We start from the raw sequence: 17,533 nt of genomic DNA, 5'->3' as shown, positions 1-17,533 counted from the left end.
AGCCCGGCGTTGCAGGCACCGCGGTTTCGTGGCGTCCATCGCCCTCGAGGCGCGTTTTCGATCCTAGGCGGCGGCCCGCGCCTGCTGCCCGCGCACCTGCTGGCCAAAACGCTCGGTGATCGAGCGCTCGATACCCGCGGCATCCAGCCCCTGCAGAGCCAGCAATTTGGCCGGGTCGCCATGCTCGATGAACACATCCGGCAGGCCCAACTGCAGCAACGGACGCTGCAGTCCGGCGGCCGCCAGCGCCTCGGCCACGGCGCTGCCCGCACCGCCCATGATGCAGCCCTCTTCCACCGTCACCAGCGCCTCATGCCCCGCTGCCACCTGCAGCAGCAGCGCAAGATCCAGCGGCTTGACCCAGCGCATGTTGACCACCGTGGCATCCAGCGCCTGGGCCGCCTGCAGCGCCGGATACAGCAGCGTGCCGAAAGCCAGGATGGCAATTCGCTGCCCCGTGCGGCGCACCTCGCCCTTGCCGAAGGGCAGCCCCTCCAGGCCCGGCAGTGGCGCTACGCCCACGCCAGCGCCGCGCGGGTAGCGCACGGCCACGGGGTGATCCTGCTCGTAGGCGGTGGTGAGCAGTTGGCGGCATTCGCGCTCGTCTGCCGGGCAGGCCATGCTCATGTGGGGGATGCAGCGCACGAAGGCGATGTCGTAGGCGCCCGCGTGCGTGGCGCCGTCGGCCCCCACCAGCCCCGCGCGGTCCAGCGCAAACACCACGGGCAGGTTTTGCAAAGCCACGTCGTGGATCAGCTGGTCGTAGGCACGCTGCAAAAAGGTGGAGTAGATCGCCACCACGGGCTTCACGCCCTCGCAGGCCATGCCTGCGGCAAAGGTGACGGCATGCTGCTCGGCAATGCCCACGTCGTAGTAGCGGTCGGGAAAGCGCTGGTGGAACTCGACCATGCCCGAGCCTTCACGCATGGCAGGCGTGATGCCCACCAGGCGCGTGTCCTTGTCCGCCATGTCGCACAGCCACTGTCCGAACACCTGGGTGAAGGTCTGCTTGGGCGGCGTGGCCGGCTTGACCAGGCCCACGCGCGGGTCGAACTTGCCCGGGCCGTGGTAGGCCACGGGGTCGGCCTCGGCCAGCTTGTAGCCCTGGCCCTTTTTGGTGACCACATGCAGGAATTGCGGCCCTTTCAGGCCCTTGATGTTCTCCAGCGTGGGGATGAGCGAGTCCAGGTCGTGCCCGTCGATCGGCCCGATGTAGTTGAAGCCAAACTTCTCGAACAGCGTGGCCGGCACCACCATGCCCTTGGCCTGCTGCTCCAGGCGCTTGGCCAGCTCCAGCAGCGGCGGCGCATTCTTGAGCACACTCTTGCCCACGTCGCGCGCCTTGGCGTAGAACTGCCCGCTCATCAGCTGCGCCAGGTAGCGGTTCAGCGCGCCCACGGGCGGGCTGATGCTCATGTCGTTGTCGTTCAGGATGACCAGCAAATCCGCGTCGGCCACGCCGGCGTTGTTCAGCGCCTCGAAGGCCATGCCGGCGGTCATGGCGCCATCGCCAATGATGGCGATGGCCCGGCGGTCATCGCCTTTTTGCTTGGCCGCCAGCGCCATGCCAAGCGCCGCCGAGATGCTGGTGGACGAGTGCGCCGTGCCGAAGGTGTCGTATTCGCTCTCGGCGCGCTGCGGAAAGCCCGACAGGCCGCCCAGCTGGCGCAGCGTGGGCATGCGCTCGCGCCGGCCGGTCAATATCTTGTGCGGGTAGGTCTGGTGGCCCACGTCCCACACCAGCCGGTCACGCGGGGTGTCGAACACGGCATGCAGCGCCACGGTCAGCTCCACCGTGCCCAGGTTGGACGACAGGTGCCCGCCGGTCCTGGAGACGCTCTCCAGCACGAAAGCGCGCAGTTCGGCTGCCAGGGTCTTGAGTTCGGCACGGGGCAGCCGGCGAAGGTCAGCGGGGTCGTTCACGCGCTCAAGCAGTGGATAGTTTGTCATGGACATTTGCTATATTTTTTGTAGCTTCCAGCGCTTGATAAACAAGCGCATCAGGCCAGTTTGACACATAAAAAGCACCCGCCCCGCCCTGCGCAGCCCTGGGACCGTCATCAATGCGACCGGCGCACCACCATGTCAGCCAACGCCGCCAGGGCCCGCGCGTCCGTCAAGCCGCTGGCCGCCAGTGCCTGCAGCGCCTGGGCATGCAGCGCATCGGCATAGGCCCGGGCAGCCTGCAGCCCCATCAGCGAGACATAGGTGGGCTTGTCACTGGCAGCATCCTTGCCGGCGGTCTTGCCCAGCGTGGCCGAATCCTGGGTGACATCCAGCACATCATCGACCACCTGGAAAGCCAGCCCCATCGCCGCCCCGTAGTCGGTCAGCGCCCGTAGCGCAGCCTCTGACGGCTGGCCACAGGCCGCGCCCATCACCACGCTGGCCTGCAGCAGCGCGCCGGTCTTGAGGCGGTGCATCTGGCGCAACTGGTCTTCCGACAGCTGCAAGCCCACGCTGGCCAGATCGATGGCCTGCCCGCCGGCCATACCGTCAGCACCGGCGGCCCGGGCCAGCTCGCGGCACAGCTGCGCCTGCATGGCGGGGGCCACGCCGTCATCGGGCGTGAGCAGCTCAAAGGCCAGCGCCTGCAGCGCATCGCCCGCCAGCAGCGCGCGGGCCTCGCCAAAACGCACATGCACCGTGGGCTTGCCGCGACGCATCACGTCGTTGTCCATGCAGGGCATGTCGTCATGCACCAGCGAGTAGGCGTGGATCAGCTCCACCGCGCAGGCGGCACGCAAGGCCGCCTCGGGCTGCCCTCCCACGGCCTGGCAGGCGGCCAGTACCAGCAGCGGGCGCAGGCGCTTGCCGCCGTCCAGCACCGCATAGCGCATGGCCTCGCCCAGACCGGCCGGTGCGTCGTGGCACACCCAGCGCGACAGGGCATCCTCCACCCGCGCCAGCTCGGCGCGCATCCAGCCCTGGAAGTCAAACCCGGGCGTGGCCTCAGACACGGGCGCGGCCGACATGGCGGGCATCATTCCTGCGCCCACGGCTGCAGCGCGCCTTCGTCGAGCACTTTGATCTGGTCCTGCACCGCCTCCAGCCGTGCGCGGCAAAAATTGAGCAGTACCGCGCCGCGCTGGTAACCGGCCAGCATCTGGTCCAGCGGCAACTGCCCGGACTCGATACGGCCCACCAGCTGCTCAAGCTCTTCCAGCGCCGCTTCGTAGCTGACAGGATCGGGCTGGGGTGTGGGGGCGGCGGATGCCTTGGGCATGGGTGGTAGGGCGCCTGGCGCGCAAGTCGAAACCGGCAATTTTAGGCGCATGGGGCATCGCCACAGCACGGGCAGGGCTGCAGCCCGCCCGCCCCGCGACCAGCACACAGATCCGCGCGGCAGGACCCGGCACGTGAAGCACGATCAGGCAATACACATACAACTGTCACGGAAATAACCCCACCGCCTACAATCCCATTCCTTCTTGACGAACCGGCTACAGAGTTTTTCCTCGGGCCGGTTTCGTTTTTTACAGCCCCGTGCATACACGCACCTCCCTGTGGGGAGTCTTTAGGTCAGGTCACCCATGTCTGATTTAAGTCTTCAACTGCAGCAGGCCGCAAGCCAACTACCAGTTTCCAGTTACTTTGACGAGGCGCTGTTGCAGCGCGAGCTGGAGGCCATCTTCCAGCAAGGGCCCCGCTACGTGGGGCACCAACTCGCCGTTCCCGAGGTGGGAGATTACTTCGCCCTGCCCCAGGAAAAGGAAGGCCGCGCGCTGGTGCGCAACGCCCAGGGGCAGGTGGAGCTGGTCTCCAACATCTGCCGCCACCGCCAGGCGGTGATGCTCAAGGGCCGTGGCAACCTGCGCACGCAGGGCAAGGGACATGCGGGCGGCAACATCGTGTGCCCGATTCACCGCTGGACGTATTCCAGCAGCGGCGAGCTGCTGGGCGCGCCGCACTTCGCGCACGACCCCTGCCTGAACCTCAACAACTACAAGCTGCGCGAGCACAACGGCCTTCTGTTCGAGGACAACGGCCGCGACATCGCCGCCGACCTGGCTGGCATGGGCCTGCAGCGCGAACTGTCTTTTGACGGCTTTGTGCTCGACCATGTTGAGTTGCACGAGTGCAACTACAACTGGAAGACCTTCATCGAGGTCTATCTGGAGGACTACCACGTCGGCCCCTTCCACCCCGGGCTGGGCAACTTCGTCACCTGTGACGACCTGCGGTGGGAGTTCGCCAAGGAGTATTCCGTGCAGACCGTGGGCGTGGCCTCCACCTTCGGCAAACCGGGCTCCGACGTGTACAAGAAGTGGCACGAGGTGCTGCTGCGCTACCAGGGCGGCAAGCTGCCCGAGCGCGGCGCGATCTGGCTGACCTACTACCCGCACATCATGGTGGAGTGGTACCCGCATGTGCTCACCGTCTCCACCCTGCACCCCATCAGCCCGACCAGGACGCTGAACATGGTGGAGTTCTACTACCCCGAAGAAATCTGGGCCTTCGAGCGCGAATTTGTCGAGGCGCAGCGCGCCGCCTACATGGAAACCTGCATCGAAGACGACGAAATCGCCGAACGCATGGACGCCGGGCGCAAGGCGCTGATGGAGCGCGGCGACAACGAAGTCGGCCCCTACCAGAGCCCCATGGAGGACGGCATGCAGCACTTCCACGAGTGGTACCGCGCCCGCATGGGCACGGCCGTGCCGCAACGCTGAGCAGACCTGTACCGCTCTCATTACAATAGCTGCCGGCGCTTGTAACGCAAGCGCCGGCAGCTATTTTCACTTCAACCTTCCCCTTACGACATGCAAGCCCTCTGGATGGTGCTGGGCGCCTTTTTGTTTGCCAGCATGGGCGTGTGCATCAAGCTCGCCTCGGCGCACTTCAATGCCGCTGAACTGGTGTTCTACCGCGGCCTGATCGGCCTGGTGCTGACCTGGCTGCTGGCGCGCTCCCAGCAGGTGAGCCTGAGCACCCGCTACCCCGGCATGCACGCCTGGCGCAGCCTGATTGGCGTGTCGGCGCTGGGCGCCTGGTTTTATGCGATTGGCCAGCTGCCCCTGGCCACGGCCATGACGCTCAACTACATGAGCAGCGTATGGATCGCCGCATTTTTTGTCGGCGGCGCACTGCTGGCCTGGCGTCCCTCGGCGGCCACGCCGCGCCCTGCACTGCAAGGCCCGCTGGTGCTGACCGTGCTGGCCGGGTTTGCCGGCGTGGTCATGATGCTGCGCCCCAGCCTGGATCACAACCAGATGTTTGCCGGCCTCGTCGGCCTGCTCTCGGGCATGGCATCGGCCTTCGCCTACATGCAGGTGGTGGCGCTGTCGCGCGTGGGCGAGCCCGAAACGCGCACCGTGTTTTTCTTTGCCGTGGGCTCCGCCGTGGCGGGCGCGGCGGCCATGCTGGTGGTGGGCGCATCACCCTGGCCGGGCCTGCCGGCCCTGTGGCTGCTGCCGCTGGGCCTGTTTGCCACCGGCGGACAGCTGTGCATGACGCGTGCCTACGCCAGCGCCAAGACACAGCGCGGCACGCTGGTAGTGGCCAATCTGCAGTATTCGGGCATCGTCTTTGCCAGCATCTACAGCGTGGCGCTGTTTGGCGACCGGCTGCCGCTGATCGCCTGGGCCGGCATGGCGCTGATCGTGGGCAGCGGCATCACCGCCACCGTGCTGCGCGCCCGCACGGCGCCACGCACACCCGCCGAGGAGCACTGACACTGCAGCGCGGGCAACACCGCCACAATGGCGCCTGATCCAACTGCCCATCTCCCCGCCATGCCCTACACCACGCTGATCTCCGTCCCGCAACTGCAAGCCCTCATGCGCAGCGGCCAGCCTTTGATGGTGTTTGACTGCAGCTTCGACCTGGCCCAGCCCACTCTGGGTGCCAGCCAGTACCGCGAGGCCCACATCCCCGGCGCGCTGCACGCCGACCTGGATCGGCACCTGAGCGCACGGCACGGAGCGCCCGGCGCTCATGGCACGGTGATGACATCGGCGGCAGACCTGCCCGCATCGGGCGGACGCCACCCGCTGCCCAGCCGCGAGCGCTTTGCCACATGGCTGTCGGGCGTCGGCTTTTCCAACGACATGCAGGCCGTGGTGTATGACCGCAACGGCGCCAATTACTGCGGTCGCCTGTGGTGGATGCTGCAATGGGCGGGTCACGACGCCGTGGCCGTGCTCGACGGCGGGCTTCAAGCCTGGCAGGCGGCGGGCGGTGCGCTGTCCAGCGGCGACGAGGCCACGCATTTCGCGTCCAACTTCGTGCTGCGCAAGCCACTGCGCCGCCTGGTCAGCGTGCAGCAGGTGCATGACGCCCTGGGCCACAGCGCGCAGACTCTCATCGACGCACGCGGCGCACCGCGCTACCGCGGCGAGGTGGAGCCGCTGGACCCGGTGGCCGGCCACATCCCCGGCGCGCTCAACCGCCCCTTCAGCGACAACCTGGGCGCCGACGGCTGCTTCAAGAGTGCCGACCAGCTGCGCACCGAATTCACCGCCGTGCTGCAAGGGCGCAACCCCGCCACCGTGGTGCACCACTGCGGCAGCGGCGTGAGTGCCATCCCCAACCTGCTGGCCATGGAGGTTGCCGGCCTGGGGCCCACGGCACTGTTTGCCGGCAGCTGGAGCGAATGGTGCAGCGACCCCTCTCGGCCCGTGGCGCGCGGCTGAGTGAGGCGTCTGAGTTAAGCGGCTACCACCCACAAAAAAGCCGGTGTAGTTCACCGGCTTTTTTGCCTCTAGCCCTTGTAAATAAAGCGCCAACAGCTACTTTATTTGTAGCAAATTTACACATTCGTGATCGAGATCGCGCGCGTGTTCAGGCAGGCTTCCAATGCCTCGGGGCCGCCCTCGGAGCCGTAGCCCGAATCCTTGATGCCGCCAAACGGCAGCTCGGCCGACGGCGTGGCGGGCTGGTTGATCCACAGCATGCCCACCTCCACGCGCTGGCTCAGCACATGGGCGTTTTTCAGCGACCGCGTGAACGCATAGCCCGCCAGCCCAAACGCCAGGCGGTTGGATTCGGCAATGGCGTCTTCGAGCTGCGTAAAGCCGCGCACCGCCGCCACGGGGCCGAAGGGCTCTTCGTTGAAGATGCGCGCCGACTGGGGCACGTCGTCCAGCACCGTGGGCGTGAAAAAGTTGCCCACGCTGCCGATGCGCTCGCCGCCGGTGCGCACGCTGGCGCCTTGCTGCACGGCGTCGCCCAGCAAGTCGGCCATGGCAGCCACGCGGCGCGGGTTGGCCAGCGGGCCCATCTGCGTGCCTTCCAGCAGGCCGTCGCCCACCTTCAGACCCTCGGCATGGCGCGTAAGCGCGGCCACGAAGTCGGCGCGCACGCTCTCATGCACCAGAAAGCGCGTGGGCGAGATGCACACCTGCCCGGCGTTGCGGAACTTGGCGCCCGCAGAGGCCTTGACGGCCAGCTCGATGTCGGCGTCCTCGCACACGATCACCGGCGCGTGGCCGCCCAGCTCCATGGTCACGCGCTTCATGTGCTGGCCTGCCAGCGCGGCCAGCTGCTTGCCCACCGGCGTGGAGCCGGTGAAGGTGACCTTGCGCACGATAGGGTGCGGAATCAGGTAGCTGGAGATTTCGGCAGGGTTGCCAAACACCAGGCCCACCACGCCGGCAGGCACGCCCGCATCGGCAAACGCGCGGATCAGCTCGGCCGGGCTGGCGGGCGTTTCCTCGGGCGCCTTGACCAGCACCGCGCAGCCCGCGGCCAGCGCCGCGCCCAGCTTGCGCACCACCTGGTTGATGGGAAAGTTCCAGGGCGTGAATGCTGCCACCACGCCCACAGGGTCTTTGACCACCAGCTGGCGCACGGCCAGGCTGCGGGACGGCACGATGCGGCCATAGACGCGCATGCCCTCGTCGGCAAACCACTCGATGATGTCGGCCGCGGCCAGGGCCTCGATGCGCGCCTCGGCCAGGGGCTTGCCCTGCTCCTGCGTGAGGACGGCGGCAATGGCATCGGCACGCTCGCGCATCAGCGCAGCGGCGCGGCGCATGGTGCGTGCGCGCTCAAGTGCCGGCGTATCGCGCCAGACCTCAAAGCCTTTTTGCGCCGCGGCCAGGGCGCGGTCCAGGTCGGCAATGCCCGCGTGCGCCACCCGGCCGATCTGCTGGCCCGTGGCAGGGTTGACGACCGGCAGCGTTTTGCCGCTGGCGGCGTCTTGCCACTGGCCGTCGATGAAAAGGCGTGTGTCGGGGTAGCTCATCACAATGCTCCAGGTCGTTATGTCAAAACAGGACAGATGCCGTAGGCGGCCAGCAAGGCGCAGCGCTGACGGCCAACCGTCACTATAGAGGGCAAGGCCCGAAGGCACCGGGCAGGCATGCGCGTATGCTCGCCGCCCATGACAGATCAACCAGGCACCCCGCCCGCATCCCCCGCACCGCAGCCTCGCAATCCGCTGCACGGCGTCACGCTGGAGGCGATGGTGGTGGCGCTGCAGCAGTACTTTGGCTGGGATGGCCTGGCCAGCCGCATCCCGGTGCGATGCTTTCAAAGCGACCCCAGCCTTGCCTCCAGCCTCAGGTTTTTACGCAAAACACCCTGGGCGCGCGCCAAGGTCGAAAGCCTGTACTTGTTCATGCTGCGCGAGCAGCGGCGCAATGCCGGGTAACGCCTGCACAGCATTGCGCTTGCCCGGCGCAACTACTGCTGCGACGCAGGCGTGACCTCGGCGCGGTAATGCCAGTAGCGCTGCGCGGCCTGGCGCTCGCAGTGCACGGCATGGGGCGCGTGCGACTGCCAGCGTACCGCGCCGCAATCAGGCGTCTGCACCAGTGTGCTGCCTTGCCGGCGGTAGCGCGCAGCCACCTCGGGCGCGGGATGGCCGAAGCGGTTGCGGTAGCCCGCCTGCACCAGAGCGATGCGCGGCTGCACGGCCTGCAAAAAGGCCTGGCCGGACGAGGTCTTGCTGCCGTGGTGCGGCGCCAACAGCACATCTGCCGCCAGGGGCGCACCGGCGTCCACCAGGGCCTGCTCCTGCGCCAGTTCGATGTCGCCCGCCAGCAGGGCTATTGCCCCTGCGCCAGTGCCTTCCTCGACCTTGCCTTTTTCGCCCTCACTGGCGGAAGCACCCGCCGCCGCAATGCGCAGCACACAGCTGGTGGCGTTGGTGTTGGCGCCGTATCTGGATGAAGCTGTACTGCCGCCGGGCGCGCCTTCGGTGGCAGGCGGTGACTGCGCCGGCGGCGGGTGCAGCACGTCGAAGTGCACGCCGTCCCAGCTCCAGCGCTGCCCCGCCGCGCAGGGCTGAACCGGGCGCAGCGCCTGCAGCGCATGATCGGCCGCAATCGAGCCCAGCAGCTGCGCCTGGGGTTGCTGCGCCAGCACGGCTGCGGCGCCGCCGGTGTGGTCGCTGTCGCGGTGGCTCAGCACCAGCAGATCCAGCCGCTCGCCCAAAGCGCGCAGCAGGGGGACCAGCACGCGCTCGCCCGCGTTGCTGTCCTGGTGGTAGCGGGGGCCGGCGTCGTACAGCAGCGCATGGTGGGCGGTGCGCACCAGCACGGCCTGGCCCTGGCCCACGTCGGCCGCCAGCAGTTCAAACTGCCCCGGCGGCGGGCGCGGCGGCTGCCACCACAGCGCGGGCAGCAGCAGCGGCAAGCCCAAGGCGCGCACACCCCAGGGCAAGCGCAGCGCCAGCAGCGTGCCGCCGGCCACGGCCGCCACGCCCGCCCACAGCGGCGCCAGAGGCAGGCTGATCTGCGCCCAGGGCCAGGCGGCCAGCCACTGCAGCAGCACCGACAAACCCTGCACGCACCAGGCCGCCGCCTGCCACAGCGGCGCCCACAGCACGCCCAGCAGCGCCAGCGGCGTGACCACCAGCGTAGTCCACGGAATGGCCACCAGATTGGCCAGCAACCCCACGACGGACACCTGCCCGAACAGCAGCAGCGTGAGCGGCGTCAGCGCCAGCGTCACCACCCACTGCTCGCGCAGCAGTGCATAAAAATGGCCTCTTGCGCCCGCAGGACGTACGCTAGCAGCTCCTGAATCAGTAGCAAACAGCACCGCCACGGCCACAAAGCTCAGCCAGAACCCCGGCTGCAGCAGGGCCCAGGGGTCGGCCGCCAGCACCACCGCGCAGGCCAGCAGCCACACCTGCGGCCAGGGCCAGTGCCGCCCCGACAGGCGCAGCAGCGCCACCGTGGCCAGCATGCACACTGTGCGCTGCGCAGGCACACCCCAGCCGCTGAAAAGAGCGTAGGCGCCAGCCAGCAGCACGCCGCCCGCCAGCGCTGCCGTGGGCGCGGGCACGGCCAGGCACAGCCGTGGCGACAGGCGCCAGGCCCGGCCCAGCGCCGCAACCGTCAGCCAGGCAAACAGCGTGATATGCAGGCCCGAAATGCTCATCAGGTGGGCCACGCCCGTGGCGCGGAACACGTCCCAGTCGGCCCGATCGATGGCGCGCTGGTCGCCAGTGACCAGCGCCATCACCACGCCGGCAGCGCGCTGGCGGGCTGCATCCGGGGCGCCGCCGTGGGCAGGGTCGGCCAGCGTGCGGGCGATGGCATCGCGCACGCGCTGGCGCAGCTGCTCGACAAGGTGGCGCCAGGTGGCGCCCAGCCGCTGTGGCGGGCCGTGCTGGGCGTCCAGCCGCGCGCTGGTGCGCACGTAGCCGGTGGCCTGCACGCCCTGCTCCCACAGCCACAGCTCATAGTCAAAGCCATGCGGGTTGCGCGCGCCGTGCGGGGCCTTCAGGCGCACGGTCAGGCGCCAGCGCTCTCCCGCGCGCACGGCGGGCGGCGGCGTCAGCTCGCCTTCGTGCTGACCCCGCGCGTACCAGGTCAGGTCGATCAACGGCGGCACGCGCACGGGGGCGCCCTGCAGCAGCGCGGACTCCACCTGCAGCCGCAGGCGCAGGCCGGTTTCGCGCTCTTGCGGCATGGCGGCCACCACGCCAGTCACGCGCAGATCCTGCCCTTGCAGCGTTGGCGCCAGTGCCCCGGCCAGGAACACGCCGGCGCGCAAGCCGCACAGGCCAAAGGCTGCAGCCGCCGCCAACAGCCATGCCAGCGCGCGCCAGTGAGGCTGCCGCCAAGCCACCCAGGCGCCGGCCAGCGCCAGTGCCAGCGTGCCCGCATAGGCCGGCAAAGGCCACAGCGCGGCTTGCTGCAGCTGCAGCGCCGTGCCCAGCAGCCAGCCGGTCAGCACGGCAGGCAGGCGCCAGACCGTGCGCGGCAGGATGGGCGCAGACGCCGGGGCGCTCACGCGTGCCATTGCTGCGGGCGGAGCCGGGGCTGCTCAGGGGCAGAAGATGTCGCGCAGCGCAGCGATCAGCCTGATGACTCTGGGATCATCAATGCGGTAGTGCAGCGTCTGCGCTTCGCGGCGGTAGGTCACCAGGCCTTCCTCGCGCATGCGGGCCAGGTGCTGCGACAAGGCCGAAGGGCTCAGGCCGACCACCTCATTGAGAGCTCCGACGGTCATCTCGCCGTACTCGATCAACAGGCACAGCACCAGCAGGCGGCTGGGGTTGCCCACGGCCTGCAGCAGTTCGGATGCCTGCACGGCGCTTTCCTGCAGCTGTTGCAGGGCGAGCGTGCTGGGAAGCATGGTTTCAGCTGGCATGGTGTTTGTAAATTTCGTTATTTACTAAATTTAGGCTAATCTAAAAAAAAGAGACAACTTCTGAAGGGAATCCGCGCCATGCCTGCCTCCACCGAACACAGCCAGATCCTCGACTCCTTGCTGCAGGCCCCGGGCCACCGGCGATCCTTCCTGCAGGCCGGCCTGACCGCGCTGGGCGGCATGGCTGCGGCAGGCTACGCGGCATCACCAGCGCAGGCAGCCACCCAGCCCAAGGTCGCCACCCAGGCACGCATTGTGATCGCCGGCGCGGGCGCGGCGGGCCTGGCGGCTGCCGCGCGCCTGTCGGCGGCGCTGGATGGCGCACGCATCACGCTGATCGACGCCCGCGCCGAACATTACTACCAACCCGGCTTCACCCTGGTGGGCGCGGGCATCAAGCCTGCGGGCTATGTGGTGTCGCGCACCGCCGACTATGTGCCCGCCGGCGTGCAGCTGGTAACCGAGCACGTGGCCGAATTCGACGTGGAAGGCAACCAGGTGGTGACCGACAGCGGCACGCGCCACCCCTACGACTTCCTGATCGTCGCCACCGGCTTGCAGCTGGAATATTCCGAGATCGAAGGCATGGACATCCGCCTGATCGGTCAGAACGGCATGGGCAGCATCTACGCCGGCCCACAGGCGGCCGAAGCGACCTGGCGGGCCATGTCGGCCTTCGCCGACCAGGGCGGGCGCGGCGTGTTCCTGCGTCCGGCCACCGAGATGAAGTGCGCCGGCGCGCCGCTCAAATACACCTTCCTCACCGAGGACTACCTCACCCGCCGCGGCACGCGCGGCAAGTCCAAAGTGATCTACAACAGCAACAACAAGGTGCTGTTCAGCGTCCCCATCGTCTCCGAAAAAGTGCGGATGCTCTACCAGGAGCGCGGCATCGCGGTGAACTACGACCGCGTGCTGCGCGCCATCGATCCCGGCAAACGCGTGGCCACCTTTGCCACGCCGGACGGGACGGAAGAGCAGCCCTATGACTTCATCCACATCATTCCGCCCATGCGCGCGCCTGCGGTCGTCAGGAACAGTCCTCTGCCCTGGCCCGCTGACAAGAACAAGGCCTGGGCCGCAGAAGGCTGGATGGAGGTGGACAAGGGCACGCTGCGCCATGTGCGCTACCCCAACGTCTTTGGCCTGGGCGATATTGCCGGCGTGCCCAAGGGCAAGACGGCTGCCAGCGTGAAGTGGCAGGTGCCAGTGGCTGTCGATCACCTGGTGGCGCAGATCGCGGGACGCTCGTCGTCCACGCTCTACACGGGCTACACCTCGTGCCCGCTGATCACGCGGCTGGGCCAGGCCATGCTGGTCGAATTTGACTACCAGAACAATCTCACGCCCTCGTTCCCCGGCGTGATCGCGCCGCTGGAAGAACTGTGGGTGAGCTGGGTCATGAAAACCATGGCCCTCAAACCCACCTACATCAGCATGCTACGCGGCGTTGCTTAAGTAGCAGAATCCGGCACAAAAGCCCACCCAAAAAGCGTCAAACGCTATTTAAACAATAGCTAAAAGGAAATTCCGCATGAAAGAACTCGACCCCCTCATCTTGCTGGCCGTCTTCCAGGAAATGCTGGGTGCCTGGCTGTGGCCCCTGGTGGCCGTGGCAGTGCTGGGTACGCTGGCCTTCGCAGTGCTGCTGGTGCGTGACCGCGGGCTGCGCGCGCAGCGGCTGGTGGGTGCGCAATTGCTGGCCGTGCCCGGCGGGGCACTGGCGCTTTGGATCATGGCCAGTGTCTCGTCCTCGGGCTTCACCGACGCCGCCGGGCCAGCCGACTGGGTATTGATCGCCCTGGTCTTCATGCTCGGCGCCGTGGGCGCCACCATCGTGGCCTACACCCTTGCAGGCTGGCTGGGCCTGGGCGGTCGCGCCCGGTCGGCCTGATGCCCTCCACACCCTCGTTTTGTTCACCCCCTCTCTATCAAGGAACCCACCCCATGCCAGTCACTGCCGACTTTGTCTCCACGCTCTACCACGCCAAGGGCAACCCCGACAAGGCCACCGTGGCCCTGACCATGGCGCTGGCCGCGCGGCGCAAGGGCCACACGGTCTGCCTGATTCTGATGGCCGAGGGCGTCGCCCTGGGTGTGCCCGGCGCTGCGGACGGCATCAGCATCGGCGCGCCTTTCGAGCCCGCCGCCGACCTGCTGCGCGACTTTCTGCAAGAAGGCGGGCGCGTGGCGGTGTGCAAGTCCTGCATGGTGCACAACGGCCTGGAAGCATCGCAGATGGATCCGCGCGCCGAGATCATCACCGCACCCGACGTGATTGACCTGCTGATGGGCGCCAAAGGCTCGCTGCAAGTGGCCTGAGCCGCTTGTGTAACACTCATGACGGCCGCGCGACGCCCGCGCGGCCGTCATCGTTTTCAAGGACTGCCATGAGTGTTTACGACAAGCTAAAAGAACTCGACATCACCCTGCCCCCCGTGGCCGTGCCCGCTGCGGCCTATGTGCCTTATGTGCAGACCGGCAACCTGGTGTTCCTGAGCGGCCACATCGCCCGCAAGCACGGCAAACCCTGGGCTGCGCAGCTGGGCCGCGACCTCACCACCGCGGAAGGCAAGGCAGCCGCCCGCGCCGTAGCCATCGACCTGCTGGGCACGCTGCAGGCGGCCTGCGGCGGCGACCTCAACCGGGTGCAGCGCATCGTGAAGGTGATGAGCCTGGTCAACTCCACCAGCGACTTCACCGAGCAGCACCTGGTCACCAATGGCGCCAGCGAGCTGCTGGGTGAAGTGTTTGGCGACAAGGGCAAGCACGCGCGCAGCGCCTTTGGCGTGGCGCAAATTCCCATGGGCGCCTGCGTGGAGATTGAGCTGATCGCAGAGATCGGCTAAGCCCCTGCCGCTGCGAGCGTATCGCCGGTGCCCGGGAGCGTGTGATGCCTCCAGCCCCATCGACACGAGCGCCGGCAGCCGTGCTTTTTGTACCGCCCGTCACTCCACCCGCAGCACGTCGGATGGCTTGAAGCCCAGGTCGGCCGCCTTGCCCTTGCGCCCGCGCAGGGCGCGTGCGTTGTTCAGGCTGCGGATTTCCAGCGTTTCCTCGCGCGGTTTGCCGCCACGGCCCACGCCCGTGAAGCGCACGCTGCGCGTGTAGGCGGCGGCGCCTGCCAGCTCGTCTTTGGGCTCCAGGTCGATCAGCATCAGGCCACGCCCGCCCTTTTCCATGCGCTTGAGCTCGGCGATCTCGAACGTCAGCACGCGCCCGCCCACGGATGCGCAGCACACATGCGTGGCCGGCGCCAGCGCCTGGCTGGCGCTGGCGCCCGACGCATGCGAGGGGCGGCACAGGCGCTCGCCCTCGGCCAGCGTGACAAACGCCTTGCCGCCGCGGTTGCGCCCGGTCATGTGCTCCACCGTGGACAAAAAGCCGTAGCCGCCCGATCCCGCCAGCAGCAGCGTGGCGCTGGCGGGGCCGGCAAAGTAGTGAACCGGCTGCGTGCCTGCCTCCAGGTCGATCAGCGTGGTGATGGGCTGGCCATCGCCGCGCCCGCCCGGCAGGCTGGACACGGCCACCGAATACACGCGCCCGTTGCTACCGAAGACGATGAGCGTGTCCACCGTGCGGCACTCAAAGGTGCCATACAGGCTGTCGCCCGCCTTGAAGGCAAAGCTGCCGGCTTCGTGCCCGTGGCCCTGGCGCGCACGCACCCAGCCTTTGTCGGAAACGATGACGGTGACGGGCTCGTCCAGCACCTTGACCTCGGCCACGGCCTTCTTTTCGGCCTGGATCAGCGTGCGGCGTGCGTCGCCGAACAGTTTGGCATCTGCCTCGATCTCGCGGGTCATCAGGCGGCGCAGCGAGGCGGGGTTGGCGAGGATGTCCTCGAGCTTGCCCTGCTCCTCGCGCAGCTCTTTGAGCTCTTGCTCGATCTTGATGGCCTCCAGCCGCGCCAGCTGGCGCAGGCGGATTTCCAGGATGTCCTCGGCCTGCCGGTCCGTGAGGTGAAAGCGCGCGATCAGCGCGGCCTTGGGCTCGTCGGACTGACGGATGATGGCGATCACCTCATCGATGTTCAGCAGCACCAGTTGCCGGCCTTCGAGGATGTGGATGCGGTCCAGCACCTTGTCCAGCCGGTGCTGGCTGCGCCGAGTGATCGTGGTCTGGCGAAAGGCGATCCACTCCTCCAGCATCTGGCGCAGCGACTTTTGCACCGGCTTGCCGTCCAGCCCGACCATGGTCAGGTTGATGGGCGCCGAAGTCTCCAAGCTGGTGTGCGCCAGCAGCGCGGTGATCAGGTCTTGCTGCGGCACCTTGCCGGTCTTGGGCTCGATGACCAGGCGCACGGGCGCGTCCTTGCTGGACTCGTCGCGCACGCCGTCCAGCAGCGCCAGCAGCGCGGCCTTCAGTTGCGTCTGCTCCTGCGTGAGCGCTTTTTTGCCAGTCTTGACCTTGGGGTTGGTGAGTTCTTCGATTTCTTCCAGCACGCGCTGTGTGCTCACGCCGGGCGGCAGCTCGGTGACCACCATTTGCCACTGGCCGCGCGCCAGCTCCTCGATCTTCCAGCGCGCACGCACCTTCAGGCTGCCGCGGCCCGTGCGGTAGGCGTCGCGGATGTCGGCGTCACTGCTGATGATCTGGCCGCCGCCGGGATAGTCGGGGCCGGGGATCAGCGCACACAGTTCCTCGTCCTCTAGCTGCGGCTTTTTGATCAGGGCCACGCAGGCGTCGGCCACCTCGCGCAGGTTGTGGCTGGGGATTTCGGTGGCCAGGCCGACCGCGATGCCGCTGGCGCCGTTGAGCAGCGCGAACGGCAGCCGCGCAGGCAGCTGGCGCGGCTCCTGGGTGCTGCCGTCGTAGTTGGGCACGAAATCCACCGTGCCCATGTCGATCTCGTCGAGCAGCAGGCCGGCGATGCGGGTCAGGCGCGCCTCGGTGTAGCGCATGGCCGCAGCGCCGTCGCCGTCGCGGCTGCCAAAGTTGCCCTGACCGTCGATCAGCGGATAGCGCTGGTTGAAGTCCTGCGCCAGGCGCACCAGCGCATCGTAGGCCGACTGGTCGCCATGCGGGTGAAAGCGGCCCAGCACGTCGCCCACCACGCGGGCGCTCTTCACCGGCTTGGCCGCCACGTTGCGGTTGGGGCCGCTGTAGCCCAGGCCCATGCGGTCCATGGCGTAAAGAATGCGCCGCTGCACGGGCTTGAGTCCGTCGCACACGTCAGGCAGGGCCCTGCCCTTGACGACGCTCAGGGCATATTCAAGGTAGGCACGCTGGGCGTATTGCGCCAGGGCCAGACTGTCGCCGTCGTCGGCGGTGGAGAGGTCGAGGGTGGGTTGGTCGCTCATTCGGGCTGATAAGACTCGGTCAGTAACTGCCGGGCCAGGCGCAGTGGCGGTGCGGGCTGCACGCCGCTTTCGCCGGCATCGGAGAGGGGACGGGGCGCCGCTGGCAGCTCCATGCGCACGCGGCCGGTGCGGCCGGTGCTGGTGCGGTGCTCCAGCAGGGGCGCTGGCGGCTTGAGCAGCGCATACAGCCCCATCACGCTTTGCACGTAGTTGCGGGTTTCGCGGTAGGCCGGGATGCGGTTGCCGGCGCGTTGCACCGCGCCCTCGCCCGCGTTGTAGGCGGCCAGTGCCAGATCCAGTCGGCCCTCGAACAGATCCATGAGGTAGCGCAGGTAGCGCGTGCCCGCGGCCACGTTGATGGCCGGGTCGGTCAGTTTTTGCTCCAGAGTGAGCCGCGCGTCACCTGCCACGCCAAAGCGGCTGGCCGTGGCAGGCATGAGCTGCATCAGCCCCACGGCGCCGCGCGGCGACACGGCTTGCGCGTCAAAGCCCGATTCGGTGGCGATGACGGCCTGCAGCAGCTCGTAGTCCACGCCGTGGCGAACCGATGCGGCCCGCAGGTGCTGGCGCGCAATCTTGTAGCCCGGCGATACCTCAAAAAAAGCCAGTAGCCGCGCACCTGACGCCGACGACATGGGCGCACGCAAACCTGGCTGCGCAGGTTGCGGTAGGGCCATGTCGCG

16 protein-coding genes are annotated in these 17,533 nt (G+C 67.9%); 8 read left to right on the top strand and 8 right to left on the bottom strand.

All coding sequences use genetic code 11. The annotated features are described in order from the left end of the window. Positions 1-63: 63 nt before the first annotated feature. From dxs to xseB, 3 genes are all read right to left on the bottom strand, one after another. Positions 64-1,956, bottom strand: a complete 1,893-nt coding sequence (gene dxs / locus AB7E35_RS01565) for a 1-deoxy-D-xylulose-5-phosphate synthase (protein ID WP_428162003.1) — start codon at positions 1,954-1,956, stop codon at positions 64-66. A gap of 104 nt (positions 1,957-2,060) precedes the next feature. Continuing rightward, a complete protein-coding gene (locus tag AB7E35_RS01560; RefSeq protein WP_428162004.1) occupies positions 2,061-2,975 on the bottom strand; it encodes a polyprenyl synthetase family protein in 915 nt (304 codons plus the stop codon). 8 nt (positions 2,976-2,983) lie between these two features. Further along, the gene (gene xseB, locus AB7E35_RS01555) at positions 2,984-3,226 is read right to left on the bottom strand and encodes an exodeoxyribonuclease VII small subunit (RefSeq protein ID WP_428162005.1); all 243 of its coding nucleotides are present in this window, start codon (positions 3,224-3,226) and stop codon (positions 2,984-2,986) included. Between the two features lie 307 nt (positions 3,227-3,533). Between xseB and AB7E35_RS01550 the strand changes: the two genes are divergently transcribed. The 3 genes from AB7E35_RS01550 (at position 3,534) to AB7E35_RS01540 (ending at position 6,635) form a co-directional block, all read left to right on the top strand. After that, complete coding sequence (locus AB7E35_RS01550; RefSeq protein WP_428166942.1) at positions 3,534-4,673, top strand: aromatic ring-hydroxylating oxygenase subunit alpha; 1,140 nt, start codon at positions 3,534-3,536, stop codon at positions 4,671-4,673. A gap of 90 nt (positions 4,674-4,763) precedes the next feature. Further along, positions 4,764-5,675, top strand: coding sequence for a DMT family transporter (locus tag AB7E35_RS01545; RefSeq protein WP_428162007.1), 912 nt, complete (start codon positions 4,764-4,766; stop codon positions 5,673-5,675). A gap of 60 nt (positions 5,676-5,735) precedes the next feature. Continuing rightward, complete coding sequence (locus AB7E35_RS01540; protein WP_428166941.1) at positions 5,736-6,635, top strand: sulfurtransferase; 900 nt, start codon at positions 5,736-5,738, stop codon at positions 6,633-6,635. A gap of 116 nt (positions 6,636-6,751) precedes the next feature. Here AB7E35_RS01540 and AB7E35_RS01535 read toward each other — a convergent pair whose 3' ends face one another. Beyond that, positions 6,752-8,188, bottom strand: coding sequence for an NAD-dependent succinate-semialdehyde dehydrogenase (locus tag AB7E35_RS01535; RefSeq protein ID WP_428166940.1), 1,437 nt, complete (start codon positions 8,186-8,188; stop codon positions 6,752-6,754). 138 nt (positions 8,189-8,326) lie between these two features. Here AB7E35_RS01535 and AB7E35_RS01530 point away from each other — a divergent pair, with 138 nt between their 5' ends. Beyond that, entirely contained in the window at positions 8,327-8,596 is a 270-nt protein-coding gene (locus AB7E35_RS01530) for a VF530 family DNA-binding protein (protein WP_428162010.1), read from the top strand. Positions 8,597-8,628: 32 nt separating this feature from the next. Here AB7E35_RS01530 and AB7E35_RS01525 read toward each other — a convergent pair whose 3' ends face one another. Next, positions 8,629-11,199, bottom strand: a complete 2,571-nt coding sequence (locus AB7E35_RS01525) for a DNA internalization-related competence protein ComEC/Rec2 (protein WP_428166939.1) — start codon at positions 11,197-11,199, stop codon at positions 8,629-8,631. A gap of 24 nt (positions 11,200-11,223) precedes the next feature. Next, positions 11,224-11,535: an ArsR/SmtB family transcription factor gene (locus AB7E35_RS01520; protein WP_428162128.1), complete on the bottom strand. Its 312-nt coding sequence runs from the start codon at positions 11,533-11,535 to the stop codon at positions 11,224-11,226. A 93-nt stretch (positions 11,536-11,628) separates the two neighbouring features. On the opposite strand from AB7E35_RS01520, the gene AB7E35_RS01515 reads away from it, so the two are divergent. The 4 genes from AB7E35_RS01515 to AB7E35_RS01500 all read left to right on the top strand — a co-directional run bounded on the left by AB7E35_RS01515 (position 11,629) and on the right by AB7E35_RS01500 (position 14,399). Beyond that, entirely contained in the window at positions 11,629-13,008 is a 1,380-nt protein-coding gene (locus tag AB7E35_RS01515; protein WP_428162012.1) for an NAD(P)/FAD-dependent oxidoreductase, read from the top strand. A 76-nt stretch (positions 13,009-13,084) separates the two neighbouring features. Beyond that, positions 13,085-13,444 carry a DUF5368 domain-containing protein gene (locus AB7E35_RS01510; RefSeq protein WP_428162013.1) on the top strand — a complete coding sequence of 120 codons (360 nt, stop codon included), beginning with the start codon at positions 13,085-13,087 and terminating at the stop codon, positions 13,442-13,444. 53 nt (positions 13,445-13,497) lie between these two features. Beyond that, positions 13,498-13,872 carry a DsrE family protein gene (locus tag AB7E35_RS01505; protein WP_428162014.1) on the top strand — a complete coding sequence of 125 codons (375 nt, stop codon included), beginning with the start codon at positions 13,498-13,500 and terminating at the stop codon, positions 13,870-13,872. A gap of 68 nt (positions 13,873-13,940) precedes the next feature. Beyond that, positions 13,941-14,399: a RidA family protein gene (locus tag AB7E35_RS01500; protein ID WP_428166938.1), complete on the top strand. Its 459-nt coding sequence runs from the start codon at positions 13,941-13,943 to the stop codon at positions 14,397-14,399. Positions 14,400-14,498: 99 nt separating this feature from the next. Here the strand turns inward: AB7E35_RS01500 and parC are convergent, their stop codons facing one another. Both parC and AB7E35_RS01490 read right to left on the bottom strand, forming a co-directional pair. Then, positions 14,499-16,850: a DNA topoisomerase IV subunit A gene (gene parC / locus AB7E35_RS01495; RefSeq protein WP_428166937.1), complete on the bottom strand. Its 2,352-nt coding sequence runs from the start codon at positions 16,848-16,850 to the stop codon at positions 14,499-14,501. Beyond that, positions 16,847-17,533 (bottom strand): lytic transglycosylase domain-containing protein (locus AB7E35_RS01490; RefSeq protein ID WP_428166936.1); only part of this gene is annotated, 687 nt, incomplete at its 5' end. The genes parC and AB7E35_RS01490, both read right to left, overlap by 4 nt.

The sequence above is a fragment of the Diaphorobacter sp. genome, assembly GCF_050251835.1.
In the GTDB taxonomy this organism is placed as follows: Bacteria; Pseudomonadota; Gammaproteobacteria; order Burkholderiales; family Burkholderiaceae_C; genus JBFXIE01.
Note: the sequence above shows the minus strand (reverse complement) of the source record. Positions and strands in the feature narration are given on the sequence as shown.

Bases quoted from the DNA above. Each gene is read 5' to 3' on its own strand.
- dxs (WP_428162003.1), bottom strand. From the start codon at position 1,956: ATGTCCATGACAAACTATCCACTGCTTGAGCGCGTGAACGACCCCGCT.
- AB7E35_RS01560 (WP_428162004.1), bottom strand. From the start codon at position 2,975: ATGTCGGCCGCGCCCGTGTCTGAGGCCACGCCCGGGTTTGACTTCCAG.
- xseB (WP_428162005.1), bottom strand. From the start codon at position 3,226: ATGCCCAAGGCATCCGCCGCCCCCACACCCCAGCCCGATCCTGTCAGC.
- AB7E35_RS01550 (WP_428166942.1), top strand. From the start codon at position 3,534: ATGTCTGATTTAAGTCTTCAACTGCAGCAGGCCGCAAGCCAACTACCA.
- AB7E35_RS01545 (WP_428162007.1), top strand. From the start codon at position 4,764: ATGCAAGCCCTCTGGATGGTGCTGGGCGCCTTTTTGTTTGCCAGCATG.
- AB7E35_RS01540 (WP_428166941.1), top strand. From the start codon at position 5,736: ATGCCCTACACCACGCTGATCTCCGTCCCGCAACTGCAAGCCCTCATG.
- AB7E35_RS01535 (WP_428166940.1), bottom strand. From the start codon at position 8,188: ATGAGCTACCCCGACACACGCCTTTTCATCGACGGCCAGTGGCAAGAC.
- AB7E35_RS01530 (WP_428162010.1), top strand. From the start codon at position 8,327: ATGACAGATCAACCAGGCACCCCGCCCGCATCCCCCGCACCGCAGCCT.
- AB7E35_RS01525 (WP_428166939.1), bottom strand. From the start codon at position 11,199: ATGGCACGCGTGAGCGCCCCGGCGTCTGCGCCCATCCTGCCGCGCACG.
- AB7E35_RS01520 (WP_428162128.1), bottom strand. From the start codon at position 11,535: ATGCTTCCCAGCACGCTCGCCCTGCAACAGCTGCAGGAAAGCGCCGTG.
- AB7E35_RS01515 (WP_428162012.1), top strand. From the start codon at position 11,629: ATGCCTGCCTCCACCGAACACAGCCAGATCCTCGACTCCTTGCTGCAG.
- AB7E35_RS01510 (WP_428162013.1), top strand. From the start codon at position 13,085: ATGAAAGAACTCGACCCCCTCATCTTGCTGGCCGTCTTCCAGGAAATG.
- AB7E35_RS01505 (WP_428162014.1), top strand. From the start codon at position 13,498: ATGCCAGTCACTGCCGACTTTGTCTCCACGCTCTACCACGCCAAGGGC.
- AB7E35_RS01500 (WP_428166938.1), top strand. From the start codon at position 13,941: ATGAGTGTTTACGACAAGCTAAAAGAACTCGACATCACCCTGCCCCCC.
- parC (WP_428166937.1), bottom strand. From the start codon at position 16,850: ATGAGCGACCAACCCACCCTCGACCTCTCCACCGCCGACGACGGCGAC.